This is a genomic window from Paraburkholderia tropica (genome assembly GCF_914484835.1).
Classification (GTDB): domain Bacteria; phylum Pseudomonadota; class Gammaproteobacteria; order Burkholderiales; family Burkholderiaceae; genus Paraburkholderia; species Paraburkholderia tropica_A.
Map to the genome: position 1 here is coordinate 78,868 of NZ_CAJZAR010000068.1, position 17,067 is coordinate 95,934.

17 protein-coding genes are annotated in these 17,067 nt (G+C 65.7%); 7 read left to right on the forward strand and 10 right to left on the reverse strand.

Annotated elements, in window-relative coordinates; genetic code table 11:
- Positions 1–259 precede the first annotated feature (259 nt).
- The gene (locus LDO54_RS24880; protein WP_224013330.1) at positions 260–976 is read left to right on the forward strand and encodes a TetR family transcriptional regulator; all 717 of its coding nucleotides are present in this window, start codon (positions 260–262) and stop codon (positions 974–976) included.
- Here LDO54_RS24880 and LDO54_RS24885 read toward each other — a convergent pair.
- The 5 genes from LDO54_RS24885 to LDO54_RS24905 form a co-directional block, all read right to left on the reverse strand.
- Complete coding sequence (locus tag LDO54_RS24885; protein WP_224013331.1) at positions 955–2,253, reverse strand: ATP-binding protein; 1,299 nt, start codon at positions 2,251–2,253, stop codon at positions 955–957. The two genes, LDO54_RS24880 and LDO54_RS24885, sit on opposite strands and share 22 nt — an antisense overlap.
- On the reverse strand, positions 2,228–2,968 hold the full coding sequence (locus LDO54_RS24890) for a response regulator (RefSeq protein ID WP_224013332.1): 741 nt from the start codon (positions 2,966–2,968) through the stop codon (positions 2,228–2,230). Before LDO54_RS24890 ends, LDO54_RS24885 begins: the two co-directional genes overlap by 26 nt.
- Before the next feature lie 317 nt (positions 2,969–3,285).
- Complete coding sequence (locus tag LDO54_RS24895; RefSeq protein WP_224013333.1) at positions 3,286–3,780, reverse strand: hypothetical protein; 495 nt, start codon at positions 3,778–3,780, stop codon at positions 3,286–3,288.
- 45 nt (positions 3,781–3,825) lie between these two features.
- The gene (locus LDO54_RS24900; RefSeq protein WP_224013334.1) at positions 3,826–4,251 is read right to left on the reverse strand and encodes a hypothetical protein; all 426 of its coding nucleotides are present in this window, start codon (positions 4,249–4,251) and stop codon (positions 3,826–3,828) included.
- A 162-nt stretch (positions 4,252–4,413) separates the two neighbouring features.
- On the reverse strand, positions 4,414–5,301 hold the full coding sequence (locus LDO54_RS24905; protein ID WP_224013335.1) for a LysR family transcriptional regulator: 888 nt from the start codon (positions 5,299–5,301) through the stop codon (positions 4,414–4,416).
- A gap of 149 nt (positions 5,302–5,450) precedes the next feature.
- Between LDO54_RS24905 and LDO54_RS24910 the strand changes: the two genes are divergently transcribed.
- Together LDO54_RS24910 and LDO54_RS24915 are read left to right on the forward strand one after the other, a co-directional pair.
- A complete protein-coding gene (locus tag LDO54_RS24910) occupies positions 5,451–6,743 on the forward strand; it encodes an MFS transporter (RefSeq protein ID WP_224013336.1) in 1,293 nt (430 codons plus the stop codon).
- A gap of 65 nt (positions 6,744–6,808) precedes the next feature.
- Entirely contained in the window at positions 6,809–7,738 is a 930-nt protein-coding gene (locus tag LDO54_RS24915) for an amidohydrolase family protein (RefSeq protein ID WP_224013337.1), read from the forward strand.
- Here the strand turns inward: LDO54_RS24915 and LDO54_RS24920 are convergent.
- Positions 7,705–8,778 (reverse strand): alkene reductase, encoded by a 1,074-nt coding sequence (locus tag LDO54_RS24920; RefSeq protein WP_224013338.1) that lies wholly within the window; start codon positions 8,776–8,778, stop codon positions 7,705–7,707. The genes LDO54_RS24915 and LDO54_RS24920 overlap by 34 nt on opposite strands.
- A 126-nt stretch (positions 8,779–8,904) precedes the next feature.
- On the opposite strand from LDO54_RS24920, the gene LDO54_RS24925 reads away from it, so the two are divergent.
- Positions 8,905–9,792: a LysR family transcriptional regulator gene (locus LDO54_RS24925; protein WP_224013339.1), complete on the forward strand. Its 888-nt coding sequence runs from the start codon at positions 8,905–8,907 to the stop codon at positions 9,790–9,792.
- Positions 9,793–9,826: 34 nt separating this feature from the next.
- Here LDO54_RS24925 and LDO54_RS24930 read toward each other — a convergent pair whose 3' ends face one another.
- A complete protein-coding gene (locus LDO54_RS24930; RefSeq protein ID WP_224013340.1) occupies positions 9,827–10,720 on the reverse strand; it encodes a LysR family transcriptional regulator in 894 nt (297 codons plus the stop codon).
- A 186-nt stretch (positions 10,721–10,906) separates the two neighbouring features.
- Between LDO54_RS24930 and LDO54_RS24935 the strand changes: the two genes are divergently transcribed.
- Both LDO54_RS24935 and LDO54_RS24940 read left to right on the forward strand, forming a co-directional pair.
- Positions 10,907–11,890, forward strand: a complete 984-nt coding sequence (locus LDO54_RS24935; protein ID WP_224013341.1) for an aldo/keto reductase — start codon at positions 10,907–10,909, stop codon at positions 11,888–11,890.
- A gap of 88 nt (positions 11,891–11,978) precedes the next feature.
- Entirely contained in the window at positions 11,979–12,719 is a 741-nt protein-coding gene (locus LDO54_RS24940; protein WP_224013342.1) for an SDR family oxidoreductase, read from the forward strand.
- Positions 12,720–12,737: 18 nt separating this feature from the next.
- Here LDO54_RS24940 and LDO54_RS24945 read toward each other — a convergent pair whose 3' ends face one another.
- From LDO54_RS24945 to LDO54_RS24955, 3 genes are all read right to left on the reverse strand, one after another.
- The gene (locus LDO54_RS24945; protein ID WP_224013343.1) at positions 12,738–13,196 is read right to left on the reverse strand and encodes a hypothetical protein; all 459 of its coding nucleotides are present in this window, start codon (positions 13,194–13,196) and stop codon (positions 12,738–12,740) included.
- Between the two features lie 112 nt (positions 13,197–13,308).
- Positions 13,309–14,559, reverse strand: coding sequence for an MFS transporter (locus tag LDO54_RS24950; RefSeq protein ID WP_224013344.1), 1,251 nt, complete (start codon positions 14,557–14,559; stop codon positions 13,309–13,311).
- Between the two features lie 241 nt (positions 14,560–14,800).
- A complete protein-coding gene (locus LDO54_RS24955; protein ID WP_224013345.1) occupies positions 14,801–15,760 on the reverse strand; it encodes a LysR family transcriptional regulator in 960 nt (319 codons plus the stop codon).
- Positions 15,761–15,869: 109 nt separating this feature from the next.
- Here LDO54_RS24955 and LDO54_RS24960 point away from each other — a divergent pair, with 109 nt between their 5' ends.
- Positions 15,870–17,036, forward strand: coding sequence for a mandelate racemase/muconate lactonizing enzyme family protein (locus LDO54_RS24960; RefSeq protein ID WP_224013346.1), 1,167 nt, complete (start codon positions 15,870–15,872; stop codon positions 17,034–17,036).
- The last annotated feature ends 31 nt before the right edge of the window (positions 17,037–17,067 follow it).

Below are 17,067 nucleotides of genomic sequence, written 5' to 3' on the forward strand. Positions count from 1 at the left end.
GGCGCGCCGGGCCCCTGCCCGGCTAACTTACCAATCCCTTAACCATTGCTTCACGCGGAGGTTACGCAAACTACACATACGCCGCGTTACGTAAAAAACGCTCCGTAAGATTCACTAAGCAAACGCGGCGCGAGCGTTGATAAGATCGGCGCGAGTCGATGTTCCACTCGCGTTCGCGCACCGTTTCGTCACGTCGTCGCGTGGTGGGGCCGGATGCCATGACGGTGTGGGACGCACGGAATTTGAAGGGCCGAGTGATATGAGAAGGACGAGGGAGCAATCGCTCGCGCAGCGTCAGACGCTGCTCGATTGCGCGGAGCAGATCTTCTACAAGAAGGGATTTGCGGCCGCCACGCTTGAGGAAATCGCCAGCAAGGCAGGCGTGACGCGGGGCGCGATCTACGTGCATTTCCGCAGCAAGGCGGCGATTTTCGAGGCGCTGTTCGAGCGCCCCGATCTCTCGCTCGCGCCATTCGATCTGCCCGTGCGGCCGGCGTCGGCGCGGCCGATGGCCTGGCTCGCGCAGGAATTGCGCGCGCGTCTCAAGCGCATGCTGGGCAACCGCTCGGCGCGCCGTCTCTACGGCATCGCGCTCGCGGACGCCGAATCGGTCCGCCGCAACGCGCCGCTCGCCGCACGCATGCAAAGCGCGGCCACGCACGCCGAAACGACCATCGCCGCCGTACTCGACGACGCCGCGCATCTCGGCGAAATCGACGGGCCGCTCGATGCGCTCGGGTCCGCGCGTTTCATCTATTCGGCGCTCACGGGATTTTTCTGCCGCCAGCTATCGAGCGGCCAGCCCGCCGCCGACGATCTACTCGTCGCGCGCGTGGTGGAGACGGTGCTGTGCTGCGTGCAGTTGAGCGTCTCCGATCATGTACATCAACCGGCGGCGATGCGCGAGACACCGGCGCGCGTAACCAGCGCGCCGACGCCCGCCAGCAGCGCCGATCAACCCGCCTTGCGCGGATAAGGAAAGCTCATCGTCACGGCGAAGCCGCCTTGCGGATCGTTGGCGACCTCCATCGCGCCGCCGTGATGACGCACGAGACGGCGCACGATCGCAAGACCGAGGCCGCAATGCGCATCGCCGCTGCGGGCCGCGTCGAGACGCACGAACGGACGCTGCACGCGATGCAGATCCGCTTCGGGCACGCCCGCGCCGTGATCGCGCACGTGCAGCACGTAACGGCCATCGGCGAGCGCGGTCGAGACTTCCACGGGCGGCTCGCCATACGTGAGCGCGTTTTCGATCAGGTTCGAAAGGATGCGGTCGAGATCGACGGCGGGCAGCATGAAGCCCTCGCCCGCCTGGAGATCGAGCTTCACGAGCGCGTCGTCTCCCGCTTCGCCGGATTCGCCCGATTCGCCCGCTTGCGCGCCGTAATCGCGACGGCAATGCTCGTCGACGCTCACGAACACCGAGTCGGTCACGTTCTCGCGCGCGAAGTCGAGAAACTGCGTGACGATGCGCGACATCGATTCGGTCTCGCGCAAAAACGCGGCGCGGTCGGCGGGCGTGGCGAGCAGATCGGCGCGTAGCTGCATGCGCGTGATCGGCGTGCGCAGATCGTGCGCGATGCCCGCGAGCATGATCGAGCGCTCGCGCTCGCTTTCCGCGAGTTCGCTCACCATGTCGTTGAAATCGCTGACCAGTTCGCGCACTTCGTGCGGTCCCGCCTGCCTCACGCGATGCACGCCGCGCCCGATGCGATATTCACGCGCCGCGCGCGCGAGTTCGCGCACGGGCCGCTGCACCTGCCACGCGAAAATCACCGCCGTGACGATCGCGAACACGAGCGTGAGCGCCGAAAAACCCATGAAGCGGCTGAACGGCGGCATGTAGCCCGGCATCACGATCCAGTATGGCGCGTCGCGCTTGCGCACCCACACGCTGCTGGTTTGCGGCTCGACCACCACGTGACTGCCCTCGCCCAGACGCGGACGCAAACTCTCTTCGAGCGGACCGTCCGTGTCCGTGCACGGCGCGGGACAGCCGGTCGCGATCGCGTGCTCCGCGCTCACGTAGCGAATGCCGAGCGTCTGCGCCACGTGATCGGCGAGCACCGGATCGCGCTCGCGCACCTGCGCCGCCACGACGAGATTGTTGAGCGAGCGCTGTGCGTCGATCTTCGCGCGCTCCTTGTCGATCAGCAGCAGCGCCATGACATGCACCATGATCACGAGCCCGACGATCATCAGCGAAAGCCGGCCGAACAGCGTGTCAAGCGGGCGGAAGGGATGCATCATCGGCGTCATCGTCGGGAACGAACATGTAGCCCACGCCGCGCATCGTCTGCAGACGGCGCGGGTTGGATGGATCGACTTCGATCAGGCGGCGCAGCCGCCACACCGGCACGTCGATGCCGCGCTCGGTCACGGCCGCGCCCGGCCCGTGCAGCAGGTCGAGCAGCTTCGCGCGCGAAAGCGTTTCCATCGGATGCTGGGCGAAGATTTCGAGCATCGCGTACTCGCTGCCGGTGAGCTTGACCGGCTCGCCGTCACGCAGCAGCGTGCGCGTCGCGAAGTTCAGTTCGAACGGCCCGAAGCGGCACGGCGCGCGGCGCTCGGGCGCGCCGCGATCCGGTTCGCCCTGGCGGCGCAGCACGGCGCGAATGCGCGCGAGCAGTTCCTGCGGCATGAACGGCTTGCCGAGATAGTCGTCGGCGCCGAGTTCGAGGCCGACCACGCGGTCGGCGCCATCGGCGCGCGCGGTGAGCATGATGACCGGAATGCGGTCGCCGCTCGCGCGCAATTGTTTGAGCGCCGTGAGGCCGTCGACGCCCGGCATCATCACGTCGAGCACGATGACCGAGGGACGCTCGCGTTCGAGGCGGCGTTCGATCTGCGTGGCGTCGTGCAGCACCGAAAACGCGATGTTGCGCTGCTGGAAGAATTCGCGCAGGAGGTCACGCAGCGATTCGTCGTCGTCGACGAGGAGAACCTGGAACTCAGGATCGGACATCGTGGACGCCTCCGGGGAAAGGGCAACGACGGTCGGCGGGAGGATGGCGCTGGATCACGGAAAATCTTTGTCAATCAGGGTGTTGCGGCTCGCAGGGCGAGACATGGCGAGTCGGGGCGGCACGGGGTCGAAGCGGATCGACCGGCGCGCGCTGGGGCTATTGTGCCTGTGTTGGCGGGGATGTGGCGGCGAGGGATGCTGCGGAGAATGAATGCGGGGCGGACTGCGTGAGTCGCAATGGCAGATTCGCAACAGCCTCTGCCTGGCGCATAACCAGGCAAAGGCCGCGCGCATTTCACGATCTAACGATCTAACGATCAGCGCAATTTAATACAAGTCAGCCCTTTCTGGCGCGGGCTGACCTTTCGCAGTTTCACGGGCGTGGCCGGATGGCCGTCGTTATCGACTTCGATCGCGGCCATGATGCACTGGTAGTCGTTCACATGCCCTAACGCGCTGAGCCACGAGCGGTTCGGATCGCTGGGCGCGCGCCCTTCCTGCGCGACCATTAGATAATGCGTGCCTTGGCGCGGCGTGAATTTCGCCTGCATCATGCAGCCGTCGCCCTCGTAGGAGATGACCAGCGGCTTGTCCGGTACGATTTTCACCGGCGCGGCGTCCGAATTGCCATCGACGAGCGTTTTGCCCGCATAGCAATCCTTTTCGTTAAAGGAAAGCAGATAAACCCCGGCGCCGCTCACGCGTAAATCTGCCGATGGCTCCGAGTCTTTCGGGAAAGGATACGGCTTGCCGAGCGTGGTGCAGCCCGCCAGGAGCGCACCCAGGCAGGCGATAATGATGGTCGACTTCACGGTGTATTTTCTTCTAATGTCGTTACGCGAATGGCGAGGCGCGCTTCATTCGAAGCTGAAACGCAGATCCTTGACGATCGGCTCGTTGCCCCATTTGAACGAACACATGCGCGCGACTTCGACGCCCACCGTGCCCGAGCCGGAACTCGACGGCTGCTTTTCGCTGACCGGCACGCATCCGCCTGCGATGGTCACCGTCGGCGTGCCCTGCTTCGAGAGCGGGAATTCAATGCCGGCGTCTTCGGGAATCGTGTGCGTGAGCGAGACGTTTTCGATGTAATCGTCCGGCGCGGTGAGGATCAGCGCCTTGTCGACCACGAGCGAGTAATAGTCGTGCTGGAACGGCACTTCAGTGATGCACACCGTTGCGGTGTGTTGCCCGAGCGTTTGCGATTCGCAGCGCGGAGCCGGTGCAGCAGCCAATGCTGATACTGCGCCGAACAACAGGGGAAGCGTAACGAGTGATTTCATTCAAGTCGAATATCGTGGATATTGTGTCCGTTATTTCGACCGTTTCAATGAAATCTTGAGTCATTTATTACGCCGTGCTTTTATTCATGTTTAAAAAGAAATACACCATTGCGCCATTTATTCGATAAAACAACCCGATAGCGCATGGCAAAAGCCGCTCAATCAACCGGCGCTCAGTAATTCGGCGAATTTATCCGCGAGCGCGGGACGCGAACGATGCGGCCAGATCGCGCTGAGTTCGAAAAACGGCAGCACGTCGCCTTCGCGGACCTCGCACACGCGCACGCCCGCGAACTGAATTGCCTTGACCGACTGCGGCAGCAGCGAAGCCCCGCATCCCGCCGCCACGCAGGCGAGCACGGTGAGCGAGCGATTCGCGTCCTGCACGATATTGGCCTCGCACCCGAACGTGCGAAACGCGCTGAGAATGCCCGCGCGCACCACCGGCAATTGGCCGTGCGGAAACCACACGAGCCCCATGCGCGCGAGTTCCGCGAGGCCGATCTTGCCGTCCTCGCCAAGCGGATGCGACACGGGTACGACCGCCTGCAGGCGCTCACGCACGATCAGCTTTTCGCGCATGCGTCCACGCACGGCAACCGGCGTATGCAGCAGCCCGATATCGATCTCGCCCGACTCCAGCGCGCTCGCCTGCTCCGCGTTGCTCATCTCGCGCAGCGTCAGTTCGACATTGGGCACGGCCGCGCGCAAGGCCGCGATCGCCTTGGGCATCACCTCGAACAGCGCCGCCGAGGCAAAGCCGATGGCGAGCCGCCCGCCGCGTTGCGCACCGATATCACGCGCCCGCTTCTCCGCCGCCTCGATGCGCGCAACGCTCAGACGAATGTCCTCGACCACCGCCTCGCCCGCCGCCGTGAGCGCCGCGCCCCGGCGCGTGCGCGCCAGCAGTTTCACGCCCAGATCCTGCTCCAGCCGCGTGACGGCCTGGCTGAGCGCGGGCTGCGCCATGCCGAGCTGGGCGGCCGCGCCGGTGACGCTGCCCGCGTCGACGATAGCCAGAAAATACTTAAGCGTGCGGATCGATTCCATCGACGGTTTTCCATATCGCGATGCTATGAAAGAACAACATTTCCATAGTATGCACGTGATCCACGCTTTTCTAGAATGGCGTCCAATTATTCAACAGCGAACCAACAGCGGCTGCCCGGCCAACGGCGCGGCACGCACAGGAGACGACCATGCGCTGGTACCGCGACATCACGCCCATCGAAAAACGCACCTTATGGAGCTGCTTTGGCGGCTGGGCGCTCGACGCCGTCGACACGCAGGTTTTCTCCCTCGTCATTCCGTCGCTGCTCGCGACCTGGGGCATCAGCAAGGGCCAGGCGGGTCTGATCGGCGGCGCCACGCTCGTCGCGGGCGCGCTCGGCGGCCTGCTCGCGGGCATTCTGTCCGACCGCGTCGGCCGCGTGCGCGCCTTGCAGATCACCGTCATCTGGTTCTCGCTGTTCACCTTCCTGAGCGCATTCGCGCAGAGCTTCGACCAGTTGCTGGTGCTGAAGGCGCTGCAAGGCATCGGCTTCGGCGGCGAATGGACGGCGGGCGCGGTCCTGCTCAGCGAAACCATGAACCCCAAACATCGCGGCAAGGCGATGGGCATCGTGCAAAGCGCGTGGGGCTTCGGCTGGGGCGCCGCCGTGCTGCTCTACATGGCGGTGTTTTCGTTCGTCTCGCCGCAATGGGCGTGGCGCGTGCTGTTCGCCATCGGCCTTGTGCCCGCGCTGCTCGTGCTTTACATGCGCCGCAACGTGGTCGAGCCGCCGCGCGAAGCGCAGCCCGCGCGTGACGTACATGGCGATCAAACCGGGCGCGGCGTGTTCCGCATCGCCGCCGGCATCTTCGATCCCGCCGTGATCCGCACCACGCTCGTTGGCGGCCTGATCGGGCTGGGCGCGCACGGCGGCTATCACGCCATCACCACGTGGCTGCCGACCTACCTCAAGACCGAGCGCCATCTTTCGGTGCTGGGCACGGGCGGTTATCTCGCGGTGGTGATCGTCGCGTTCATCGTGGGCTGCTTCGTGAGCGCGTGGTTGCAGGATCGCATCGGACGGCGCTGGAACGTGATTTTCTTCGCGGTCTGCTGTGCGGTGATGGTGAACATCTACACGTTCCTGCCGATCGGCGACACCACCATGCTGATCCTGAGCTTCCCGCTCGGCCTCTTCTCCGCCGGCATTCCGGCGACGCTCGGCGCACTGTTCAACGAGCTTTATCCGCAAGGCGTGCGCGGTACGGGCGTGGGCTTTTGCTACAACTTCGGGCGCATCGTCTCGGCGGGCTTTCCGGTGCTGATCGGCCATATGAGCGCGTCGATGTCGCTGGGCGCGGCGCTCGGCATCGACGCGGGCGTGGCCTATGGTCTCGTCGTGGTCGCGGCGCTGATGCTGCCCAACACGCGCCGCCAGCGCAGCGCAACGGCCGCACAAGACGCCACGCATGGCGAGACGGCGATGGCCTCGCGGCACTGAGCGCATCCGAGATGCCGCTGAGCGCAGCTCGCACATCGTCAACCGACTCACAGGGATTCCCCACGATGGACCTCTCCTTGCCCGGCACCCCGGCCGATCCGTTCGACGGTCTTTCCCCGGCGTCTTCCGACTGGCTCGCGGACACCCGCGCGCCCATCACGGGCATCGACTCGCACGCGCACATCTTCGTGCGAGGACTGCCGCTCGCGGCGCAGCGCCGTCACGCGCCCGACTACGATGCCACGCTCGATCAGTACATCGAACGACTTTCCGCGCACGGCATGTCGCAAGGCGTGCTGGTGCAGCCGAGCTTTCTGGGCTTCGACAATACGTTTCTGGCGAGCGTCTGCGCGCGCTATCCGCAGCGCTTTCGCGGCGTGGCCGTGGTCGCGCCCGAGATTTCCGATGCCGAACTCGCGGCGCTGAACGCCGCGCATATCGTCGGCGCGCGCCTGAATCTGATTGGCCTGCCGCTGCCCGACTTTAGCGAGCGCCGCTGGCAGGCGCTGCTGGCGCGGCTCAATGCGCTGCGCTGGCATGTGGAAGTGCAGGCGAATGCCGCCGATCTGCCGGTCGTGCTCGATGCGCTGCTCGCACAAGGCTGCACGGTCGTCGTCGATCATTTCGGGCGGCCCGATGCGCAACTCGGCGCGCGCGACGCGGGCTTTCGCGATCTGCTGTCGCACGCGGCGAGCGGCAAGGTGTGGGTGAAACTCTCGGCGGCCTATCGCAGCGCGCAAGAGACGGACGGCACGGAAAACGCCAACGCCCTCGCCGACGCGCTGCTCGCCGCGTATGGCCCGCAGCGGCTCGTCTGGGGCAGCGACTGGCCGCATACGCAGCATCGTCATCGGATCGATTACGACGGCGCAGTCAACGCACTGCATGCGTGGGTCCGCGACGACGCCGCGAGACAAACGATCCTCACGACGTCGGCGGCCGAACTGTTCCGCTTCGAGGTTCAGACCGCCAGCGCGGCATCGAGCGTCGGATAGTCGGTATAGAACTGCGCGGTGCCGCCAAAGAAGCCTTCGCGGCGCGGCGCGTTCATCGGCGCATTCGTCTTGATGCGCTCGACGAAATCGGGATTCGCCAGCACCATCGCGCCATACGATTCCAGATCGGCCACGCCCGACGCGACATCGTCGCCCACCTGATCGCGCGGACGCCCCGCGCGGTTCAGCATCAGCGTGCCATTCCAGCGCGCGCGAATCTCGGCCAGCAGCGGCTCGTCGCCCTGATGCGCGAGATGCAGATACGCCAGCCCGAGTTTGTCGAGTTCGCTCACCAGGTAGCGGTGCAGCGCCGGACCTTCCGCGCCCTCGTCGATGCCCCACAGCGACATGCCCGGCGACAAACGAATCGCGGTGCGGTCCGCGCCGATCTCCTTCGCGATGGCCGTCGCCACCTCGATCGCAAAGCGCGCGCGATTCTCGATCGGGCCGCCGTATTCGTCGGTGCGCTGATTGGCGCTCGGCGCGAAGAACTGCTGCACGAGATAGGCATTCGCACCGTGAATCTCGACGCCATCCGCGCCCGCTTCGATCGCGCGGCGCGCCGCCTGCGCGAAGTCGTCGACCGTGCGGCGGACTTCGTCGGTCGAGAGCGCGCGCGGCACCGGAATGTCCTGCATGCCCTTCGCGGTGAACATGCCCGAGCCCGGCGCGATCGCCGACGGCGCGACACCGGCGCGATGATGCGGCGTGTTATCGGGATGCGACATACGCCCCGCATGCATCAGCTGAATGAACAGGCGGCCGCCCTGCGCATGCACGGCGTCCGCGACCGGCTTCCAGCCCGCCACGTGCGCGTCGGTGTAGATGCCCGGCGTGCTCATATAGCCCTGACCATCGGCGGACGGCTGCGTGCCCTCCGTGACGATCAGGCCCACGCTCGCGCGCTGCGCATAGTAAGTCGCGGCGAGTTCGCCGGGCGTGCCGTCGAACTGGGCGCGCGAGCGCGTCATCGGCGCCATGACCAGGCGGTTGCGCAGCGCATGACGGCCGACGCGGACGGAATCGAACAATGTATTCACGGCGAACTCCTCGAATGGGTTGAACGCAGGCGATATCGGCCTGCGATGGAGCCATGATCGTCTGCTTCATGAGGAAGATAAAGACGGGTAATCGGATATCATTGATCCACTGATGGAGCAATGACGATGGACGATTACCTCAATGACATGGCGCTGTTCGTGGAAGTCGTGAAGGCGAAGGGCTTTCGCCACGCCGCCGACGCGCTGGGCATGCCGAACTCCACGCTCTCGCGGCGCATCAGTGCGCTGGAGAAGCACATCGGGCTGCGCCTGCTGCATCGCACGACGCGCAAGATCGAGCTGACCGAAGCCGGGCAGATTTATTTCGAGCGCTGCAAACGCATCGTCGACGAGGCGCGGCTCGCGCACGCCCAGCTCGGCTCGTTGCTCGCGCAGCCCAGCGGGACGCTGCGCGTGTCGCTGCCGGTGGATTTCGCGCTCACGTATCTCGCGCCGCTGATCGTGGAATTCGGCGAGCGTTATCCGGGCATCCGCTTCGATCTCGATCTCACGCCGCGCCGCGTCGATCTGGTGAGCGAGCCGTTCGACGTGGCGATCCGTATCGGCGAATCGGAAAACTCGCAGTTGATCGCGCGTTGGCTCGCGTCGCTCACGCCGTCGCTCTATGCGTCGCCCGGCTATCTGAAACGTTCAGGCGTCCCGGAGAAGCCCGCCGATCTCGAACGGCACGCATGCCTGACGATCCTGAAGGCCAGCGCGTGGACGCTGCACGACAGCCAGCGCAAACGCTCGGTCACGGTGCCGGTGAGCGGCCGCTACACGCTCAACAGCGTGGGCATGATCCGGCGCCTCGCGACGCTCGACGGCGGCATCGTGCTGGTGCCGCGCGAAGTGGTCACCGACGATCTCGCGAGCGGCGCGCTCGTGCCCGTCATGCCGCACTGGCACGGCACGCCCACGCCGATCTACGCGATGACGGAAACGCGCTTGCTGCCCGCCAAGACCCAGCGCTTCATCGAGTTTGTGCAGGAGCGTCTCGCGGAACGCACGTAGCGCACACAAACGTCGCGCACCGTTCCGCGCCGTTTCATGCCCCGCGCCGCAACGCCTCGGCCACGACCGTAAAGGCCGGCGTCGGCTGTCGTCGACTCGGGTAATACAGATAAAAACCGGGAAACGGCGCGCACCACTCGCTGAGCACGCGAATCAATTCGCCGCGCTCGATATAGGGCAGCACGCGCGCCTCGGGCACACAGGCGAGCCCCGCGCCCGCGAGCGCGGCCTGCACCGCCAGCGTCGCCGTATTGAAGATCAGCCGCCCTTCCACGCGCACCTTGAGCGCGCGCCCGCCCTTTTCGAATTCCCACGCGTAGAGGCTCCCGGCGCTCGGCAGCCGGATATTGACGCAGTTATGCGCGGTCAGATCCTGCGGCGTTTTCGGCTTCGGATAACGCGCGAAATACGCGGGCGTGCCGACCACCGCCATGCGCATCTCGGGCCCGATGCGCACGGCCACCATATCGCGCGCGACCTGCTCGCCGAGCCGCACGCCCGCATCGAGCCGCTGCTCGACGATATCGGTCAGCCCGTTGTCGATCACGAGTTCGATCGTGATGTCGGGATACGCAGGCAGCAGCTTTTCGATAGCGGGCCAGAGCAGCAATTCCGCCGCGTGCTCGCCCGCCGCGATGCGCACGGTGCCCGCCGGTTTGTCGCGCAGCGCCGTCAACGCGGCCAGTTCGGCCTCGACTTCGTCCAGCCGGGGACCGACCGACTGGATCAGCCGCTCGCCCGCCTCGGTGGGCGAGACGTTGCGCGTCGTGCGCGCGAGCAGCCGCAAGCCCAGACGCGCCTCCAGATTGCGCACGGTCTGGCTCAGCGCCGACTGCGACACGCCCAGCTGCGCGGCGGCTTTCGTGAAGCTGCCCTCGCGCGCCACGGCGAGAAAAGCGGTGATATCGGAAAGATCGGATCGCGCCATTGATAAGCCCAGCTTCTAACTTCATCCCGATTCTAGCGCTTAATCGCAAGGCGACACGCTGCTAAATTGATCGTCGTGCCGCAGTCGAAGGGAAATCGCAGCGCGGGTCTCGCGCGCCACGCGCATTCGCTGCATCCGGCAATGGGCAACAGGCCGCCACGGCCGCCAACGCATAAGGAGTCGATGATGAAAAAACGTGTTCTCGGTAACAGCGGTCTCGAAGTGTCCGCGATCGGTCTGGGCTGCATGGGCCTGAGCTACGGCTACGGCCCGGCCACCGACAAGGCCGACGCCATCAAGCTGATCCGCACCGCGTTCGAGCGCGGCGTGACCTTCTTCGACAGCGCCGAAGCCTACGCGCAAGGCGCGAACGAGGCACTGCTCGGCGAGGCGCTCGCGCCGTTCCGCGACGAGGTGGTGATCGCGACCAAATTCGGCTTCGAGGGCGGCGACGTGCAGAAAGGCGTCAACAGCAAGCCCGACAACATCCGCGCCGTCACCGACGCCGCACTCAAGCGGCTGCGCACGGACCGCATCGACCTGCTCTATCAGCATCGCGTCGATCCCGAGGTGCCGATGGAAGACGTCGCGGGCGCGGTCAAGGACCTGATCGCGCAAGGCAAGGTCAAGCATTTCGGCCTGTCGGAAGCGGGCGCGCAGTCGATTCGCCGCGCGCACGCCGTGCAGCCGGTCGCCGCGCTGCAAAGCGAATACTCGATGTGGTGGCGCGAGCCCGAGAAGGAAATCCTGCCGCTGCTCGAAGAACTCGGCATCGGTTTCGTGCCGTTCAGCCCGCTCGGCAAGGGCTTTCTGACCGGCGCGATCGACGCCACGACGAACTTCGACAAGACGGATTTCCGTAACGTCGTGCCGCGCTTTTCGGAAGAAAACCGCAAGGCCAATCAGCGTCTCGTCGATGTGCTCAAGCAGATCGCGGCGGGCATGAACGCGACGCCCGCGCAAATCGCGCTCGCCTGGCTGCTCGCGCAAAAGCCCTGGATTGCGCCGATTCCGGGCACGACCAAGCTGCATCGGCTGGAAGAAAACGTCGGCGCGGCGGCGGTCGAATTGACGGCGCAGAATCTGCGCGACATCGAAGCGGCGCTCGCAAGCATCGCCGTGCAGGGCGACCGCTATCCGGCGCATTTGCAGGCGCGCGTCGGCAAATAAGCGACGCAAGCCGCACACCCATCCGCACGCACATTTCCGGGCGCGATGCGCACGCGCGCTCGCGCCCGGCTCCGCTCAAGGAATCACCATGTCAGCGAATATCGCGGGAAAAGTCATCGTCATCACGGGCGCGAGCAGCGGACTCGGCGAGGCCGCCGTGCGCCGTCTCGCCGCCAGCGGCGCGAAGCTCGTGCTCGGCGCGCGGCGCGTCGAGCGCCTTAAAACGCTGGCCGCCGAACTCAGCCTGCCCGAGAACGCCGCCGTCGAAACCGACGTCACCGACGCCAGCCAGGTTCTGGCGCTCGTCGATCACGCGGTCGCCGTGCATGGCCGCATCGACGTCATGATCAACAACGCCGGCCTCATGCCGCACTCGCCGCTGGAGCGCGGCAAGATCGCGGACTGGGACCGCATGATCGACGTGAACATCAAGGGCGTGCTGTACGGCATCGCCGCCGCGCTGCCGCACATGACGCGCCAAAAGAGCGGCCATATCATCAACGTGTCGTCGGTCGCGGGGCACAAGGTCGGCAAGAACAACGCCGTGTATTGCGCGACCAAAACGGCGGTGCGCGTGCTCTCCGAAGGGCTGCGCCAGGAAGTGAAGCCGCACAACATCCGCACGACGATCATTTCGCCGGGCGCGGTGCAGTCGGAACTGCCGCAGAGCGTGACCGAAGCCGATGTGGCCGCCGGTATCGCCGACTTCTACGAGAAGTTCGCGATTCCCGCCGACAGTTTCGCGCGCATGGTCGCCTTCGCGATCGAGCAGCCCGACGATGTGGACGTCAACGAAATCCTGTTCCGGCCCACGGCGCAGGAGCTTTAATCGACTGCGTGGCGCGCGTCAGTGCACGACGAGGCCGTTGGACTGCGCGTTGCCCGCGCCCGCCGCGATATTGATGCCGATATTGCCGCTCGCGTTGGCGAGCGCGCCCGCGCCGAGTTCGGCCGTGCCGCTGCCCGTCATGTGCGCGACGCCCTGCACGGTCTGTTGCGTGACGATTTCCGCGCGCGGCGTGTTCACCAGCGCGATCTGGTTGGCCTGCGCGTTGAACGCGCCCGCGGCGAGGTTCACGCCCGCGTTGCCGGTCGCACCGCGCAGCACGTCGGCGCCCACGGTGGCCGATTGCGCGTCGAGATCCGCGCGGCCTGCCGTGTTTTGCAGCGTGGTCAGTTTCACCGGAGCGAACACGGCGGCGCTTTCGTCGGCGGACAGTTCCATCGCACTATCCGCGAACGCCGATGCCGCGCTCGCGCACGCGGCCGCGCAGATCGTCGCGGCAATCCACAAACGCAGTTTCATCGGCGGCTCTCCGGTGTGGGTGAATGATTTGGATAGCTGCGATATCGGCCATCGGCGGCGCGCTTGAAGGGCGGGTTTTCCCGGCACGCGCACGCCGTGCGATCGCATGCGATCACATCACCTTCGTCATCGCTTCCGTCCCTTTCACCGGCAGCAGCACGATCACCAGCACCGCCAGCGCCGCGACCGCCGCGCCCGCGACGTAATTCGCGCCCAGACCGGCCGCATCGACGAGATAACCCGCCAGCACGGTCCCGCAGCCGATGCCCACTTGCGTCGTGAGCGTGAACATCGCCGACACCGTTTCGTCCTCAATTTCGCGGATCTGCCGATGCCACATGTTCAGCGCCAGCGGCAGCGCGCCCCACGACACGCCCCAGAGCGCCACCAGCGCGAGCACCACGCCGCGCAGGCCCGTCACCGCGGGCAGCGTCAGCAAGACGACGGCCATCAGCGCGGTTGCGCCGAGCAGCGTGTTGCGCAAGGTCTTCGCCACGTAGCGGCTCGCGAGCGCGTTCGAGAGGAAGCCGAACGCGCCGTAGGCGAGCAGCACCCAGGTGGCGTCCTTGCCCGCGAAACCGGCCTCGTTGAGCAGCGGCACAAGGAACGTGTAGGTGCCGAAATGCGCGGCGAACAGCAGCGTGATCGTCGCCATGCTGCGCTGGGCCATGCGGTTGCGCGCGAACGCGAGCAGGCGCGCCGCGCCGGGCGTGGCCGCCGCCGTCGCGGGAATCGCGGGCAGCGCGACGATCTGCACGATCAAGGCGATGGCCGAGAGCGCCGCCGCCGCGAGAAACGCGCCGCGCCACGACGTCAGGTCCGCGACGAAGGTTCCGAACGGCACGCCGACGATCATCGCCGTCGTCGCGCCGCCGAACACGGCCGCCGCCGCGTAATGGACGTGATCCGCGCGCACCAGCCGTCCGGCGACCGCCAGCGCCATCGCCCAGAACGCGCCGAGACTGGCGCCGACCATCGCGCGTCCGAGCAGCATCCAGCCGAACTGCGTCGACACCGCCGAGGTGAGCGCCGACGCGAGCAGCAGCACCGAAAGCGCGAGCAGCAGCGTGCGCCGGTCGATACGCTTGCCGACGAGCAGCACGCCCGGCGCGGCGATGGCGGCGAACACGCCGGGCAGCGTCATCATGAGGCCGCCGTGTCCGGCGGTGACGCCGAACGACTTCACCACGTCCGGCAGCACGCCGACCGGCAGAAACTCCGTGGTCACCGATGCGAACGAGCCGAGCGCCAGGGAGGCGACGGCGGGCCATGCGTCGCGCGGCGCTGCGGCGATGGAATCGGTGACGGAATCAGAAACGGAATCGGTGACAGAACAGCAGACTCGGGGATCGATTTCAGACATAAAACGCCAGCCGGCCGAACGAACCGCATTCAGCCGACGATTGAAGAAGGGAGCGGGAGGCGAACGCCTCGCAATGAATGGCGCACAAGTGCAAGCGCCAGCGCAACAACGCGTCAGGGACACATCGCGCGATGCCGCGCCAACCTGATCCGCAAGAAGCGAATGGTAGCGCGACTCGATCGTGACTGGAAGCCGCGCGTAAGCTGCGTGCACCTGGATTGCGCCTGACTTGCGCCTGCGTTCAGCGCTTCGCCCTGCCCGCTTTCTTGCGCTCCGGCGTCGCCTGGCTCACGTCGACCGGCACGAACGGCGCCTCGAAATGCTTGACCAGAAAATCGATGAAGGCCCGCGCGCGCGGCGACTCGTTACGCTGGCCAGGATAGTAGACATACAGATCGGCGGACGGCAGCACGACCTCAGGCAGCACGAGCTTGAGCCTGCCGCTCTGGATATATTTCGCGAGATCCCATTCCGAGCGGATCAGAATGCCGTGGCCGTCCAGCGCCCATCGCAGCACGATATCGCCGTCGTTGCTCGCGAGCGCGCCGCTCACCTTCAAGGCCTCCAGATGATCGGCCTGCATGAAGCGCCAGACGCCCGACGCGTCGTCGTTCTGCGTGTGAATGATGCAGCGGTGATCGACCAGATCTTCCTTGCGCTGCGGCACGCCATGCCGCTCCAGATATTTCGGCGACGCGCACAGAAAGCGCCGGTTGCTCATCAAGCGGCGCGCACGCAGGCGCTGATCGGGCAACTCGCCGAAACGGATCGCCATATCGAACGCGCCTTCGACGAGATCGACGGGCCGGTCGGTGACTTCGAACTGAATATCGACACGCGGATAACGCCGCGCGAACTCCGACACCAGCGGCGCGATCGTGGTGCGCCCGAAGCCGAGCGTCGCGTTGATGCGCAGGCGACCGTGCGGATCGGCGGGCGAACCGGCGATCGCGTCTTCCATCTCGCGCACCTGTTCGAGAATCTGCGCGGCGTAGCGCGCGAAGGTCTCGCCTTCCGGCGTCAGGCTCACGCTGCGCGTCGTGCGGTTGACGAGCCGCGTGCCGAAGCGTTCTTCGAGTATCCCGAGCCGCTTGGTCGCCGCGGGCGGCGTGATGCCCAGCGAGCGCGCCGCGCCGGACAGGCTCTTGAGCCGCGCGAGCTGCACGAAGAATTCGAAGTCGGACGTCGAGTCAGTTCTCACTTTTGGTAAAGAATGAAATGAATTAGGGTGAAGTATAGGGCGCGCCGCGGCGGCTATGCTACGTCCCATTGCGACATCGCACCAACGCCTTATTCCAGGAGACCGCCTCATGAGAATCGTCGAGATTCGCGAGCAAACGCTGCCGATCAGTTCGCCGATCCGCAACGCCTATATCGACTTCAGCAAGATGACGCTGAGCCTCGTCGCCGTGATCACCGATGTGATTCGCGACGGCAAGCCGGTCGTCGGCTACGGCTTCAATTCGAATGGCCGCTACGGTCAGGGCAAGCTCATGCGCGAGCGCTTCATTCCGCGCCTGCTCGAAGCCGATCCGGCCTCGCTCGTCAACGACGCCGGCGACAATCTCGACCCGCACAAGATCTGGGCGACGATGTTCACGAACGAGAAGCCCGGCGGCCACGGCGAGCGCTCGGTCGCCATCGGCACGATCGACATGGCCGTGTGGGACGCCGTGGCGAAGATCGAAGGCAAGCCGCTGTTTCAACTGCTCGCCGAGCGCTACGGCAACGGCGAGCCGAACCGCAAGGTCTTCGTTTACGCGGCGGGCGGCTATTACTATCCGGGCCAGAATCACGACAAGCTCAAGGACGAGATGCGCAGCTATCTCGACCGCGGCTATACGGTCGTGAAGAAGAAGATCGGCGGCGCGTCGCTCGACGAGGATCTGCGCCGTATCGACTCGATTCTGAGCGTGCTCGGCGACGGCCAGAAACTCGCGGTCGATGCGAATGGCCGCTTCGATCTCGACACCGCGATCCAATACGCGAAGGCGCTCTCGCAATACGACCTGTTCTGGTACGAGGAAGCGGGCGATCCGCTCGACTTCGAATTGCAGGCCACACTGCGCAACTACTACGACAAGCCGATGGCGACCGGCGAGAATCTGTTCTCGATGCAGGACGCGCGCAACCTGATCCGCTACGGCGGCATGCGCGCGGATCGCGACTGGCTGCAATTTGATTGCGCGCTGAGCTATGGCCTCGTCGAGTATCTGCGCACGCTGGACATGCTGCATCAGCACGGCTGGTCGCGCAGCCGCTGCATTCCGCACGGTGGCCATCAGATGTCGCTGAATATCGCGGCGGGCCTCGGGCTCGGCGGCAACGAGTCGTATCCGGATCTGTTCCAGCCGTATGGCGGCTTCCCCGATGGCGTGAAGGTCGAGAACGGTTTCATTACGATGCCGGATCTGCCGGGCATTGGCTTCGAGGGTAAGGCGGATTTGATTGCGGAGATGCGGAAGGTTTCGGGTTGAGGTTTCGTCGTTCGCTAACGTAAAAAGGCCT

Excerpts from the sequence above, each read along its gene's own strand:
- LDO54_RS24880 (WP_224013330.1), top strand. The coding sequence starts at position 260 with ATGAGAAGGACGAGGGAGCAATCGCTCGCGCAGCGTCAGACGCTGCTC.
- LDO54_RS24885 (WP_224013331.1), bottom strand. The coding sequence starts at position 2,253 with ATGATGCATCCCTTCCGCCCGCTTGACACGCTGTTCGGCCGGCTTTCG.
- LDO54_RS24890 (WP_224013332.1), bottom strand. The coding sequence starts at position 2,968 with ATGTCCGATCCTGAGTTCCAGGTTCTCCTCGTCGACGACGACGAATCG.
- LDO54_RS24900 (WP_224013334.1), bottom strand. The coding sequence starts at position 4,251 with ATGAAATCACTCGTTACGCTTCCCCTGTTGTTCGGCGCAGTATCAGCA.
- LDO54_RS24905 (WP_224013335.1), bottom strand. The coding sequence starts at position 5,301 with ATGGAATCGATCCGCACGCTTAAGTATTTTCTGGCTATCGTCGACGCG.
- LDO54_RS24910 (WP_224013336.1), top strand. The coding sequence starts at position 5,451 with ATGCGCTGGTACCGCGACATCACGCCCATCGAAAAACGCACCTTATGG.
- LDO54_RS24915 (WP_224013337.1), top strand. The coding sequence starts at position 6,809 with ATGGACCTCTCCTTGCCCGGCACCCCGGCCGATCCGTTCGACGGTCTT.
- LDO54_RS24925 (WP_224013339.1), top strand. The coding sequence starts at position 8,905 with ATGGACGATTACCTCAATGACATGGCGCTGTTCGTGGAAGTCGTGAAG.
- LDO54_RS24930 (WP_224013340.1), bottom strand. The coding sequence starts at position 10,720 with ATGGCGCGATCCGATCTTTCCGATATCACCGCTTTTCTCGCCGTGGCG.
- LDO54_RS24935 (WP_224013341.1), top strand. The coding sequence starts at position 10,907 with ATGAAAAAACGTGTTCTCGGTAACAGCGGTCTCGAAGTGTCCGCGATC.
- LDO54_RS24940 (WP_224013342.1), top strand. The coding sequence starts at position 11,979 with ATGTCAGCGAATATCGCGGGAAAAGTCATCGTCATCACGGGCGCGAGC.
- LDO54_RS24945 (WP_224013343.1), bottom strand. The coding sequence starts at position 13,196 with ATGAAACTGCGTTTGTGGATTGCCGCGACGATCTGCGCGGCCGCGTGC.
- LDO54_RS24950 (WP_224013344.1), bottom strand. The coding sequence starts at position 14,559 with ATGTCTGAAATCGATCCCCGAGTCTGCTGTTCTGTCACCGATTCCGTT.
- LDO54_RS24960 (WP_224013346.1), top strand. The coding sequence starts at position 15,870 with ATGAGAATCGTCGAGATTCGCGAGCAAACGCTGCCGATCAGTTCGCCG.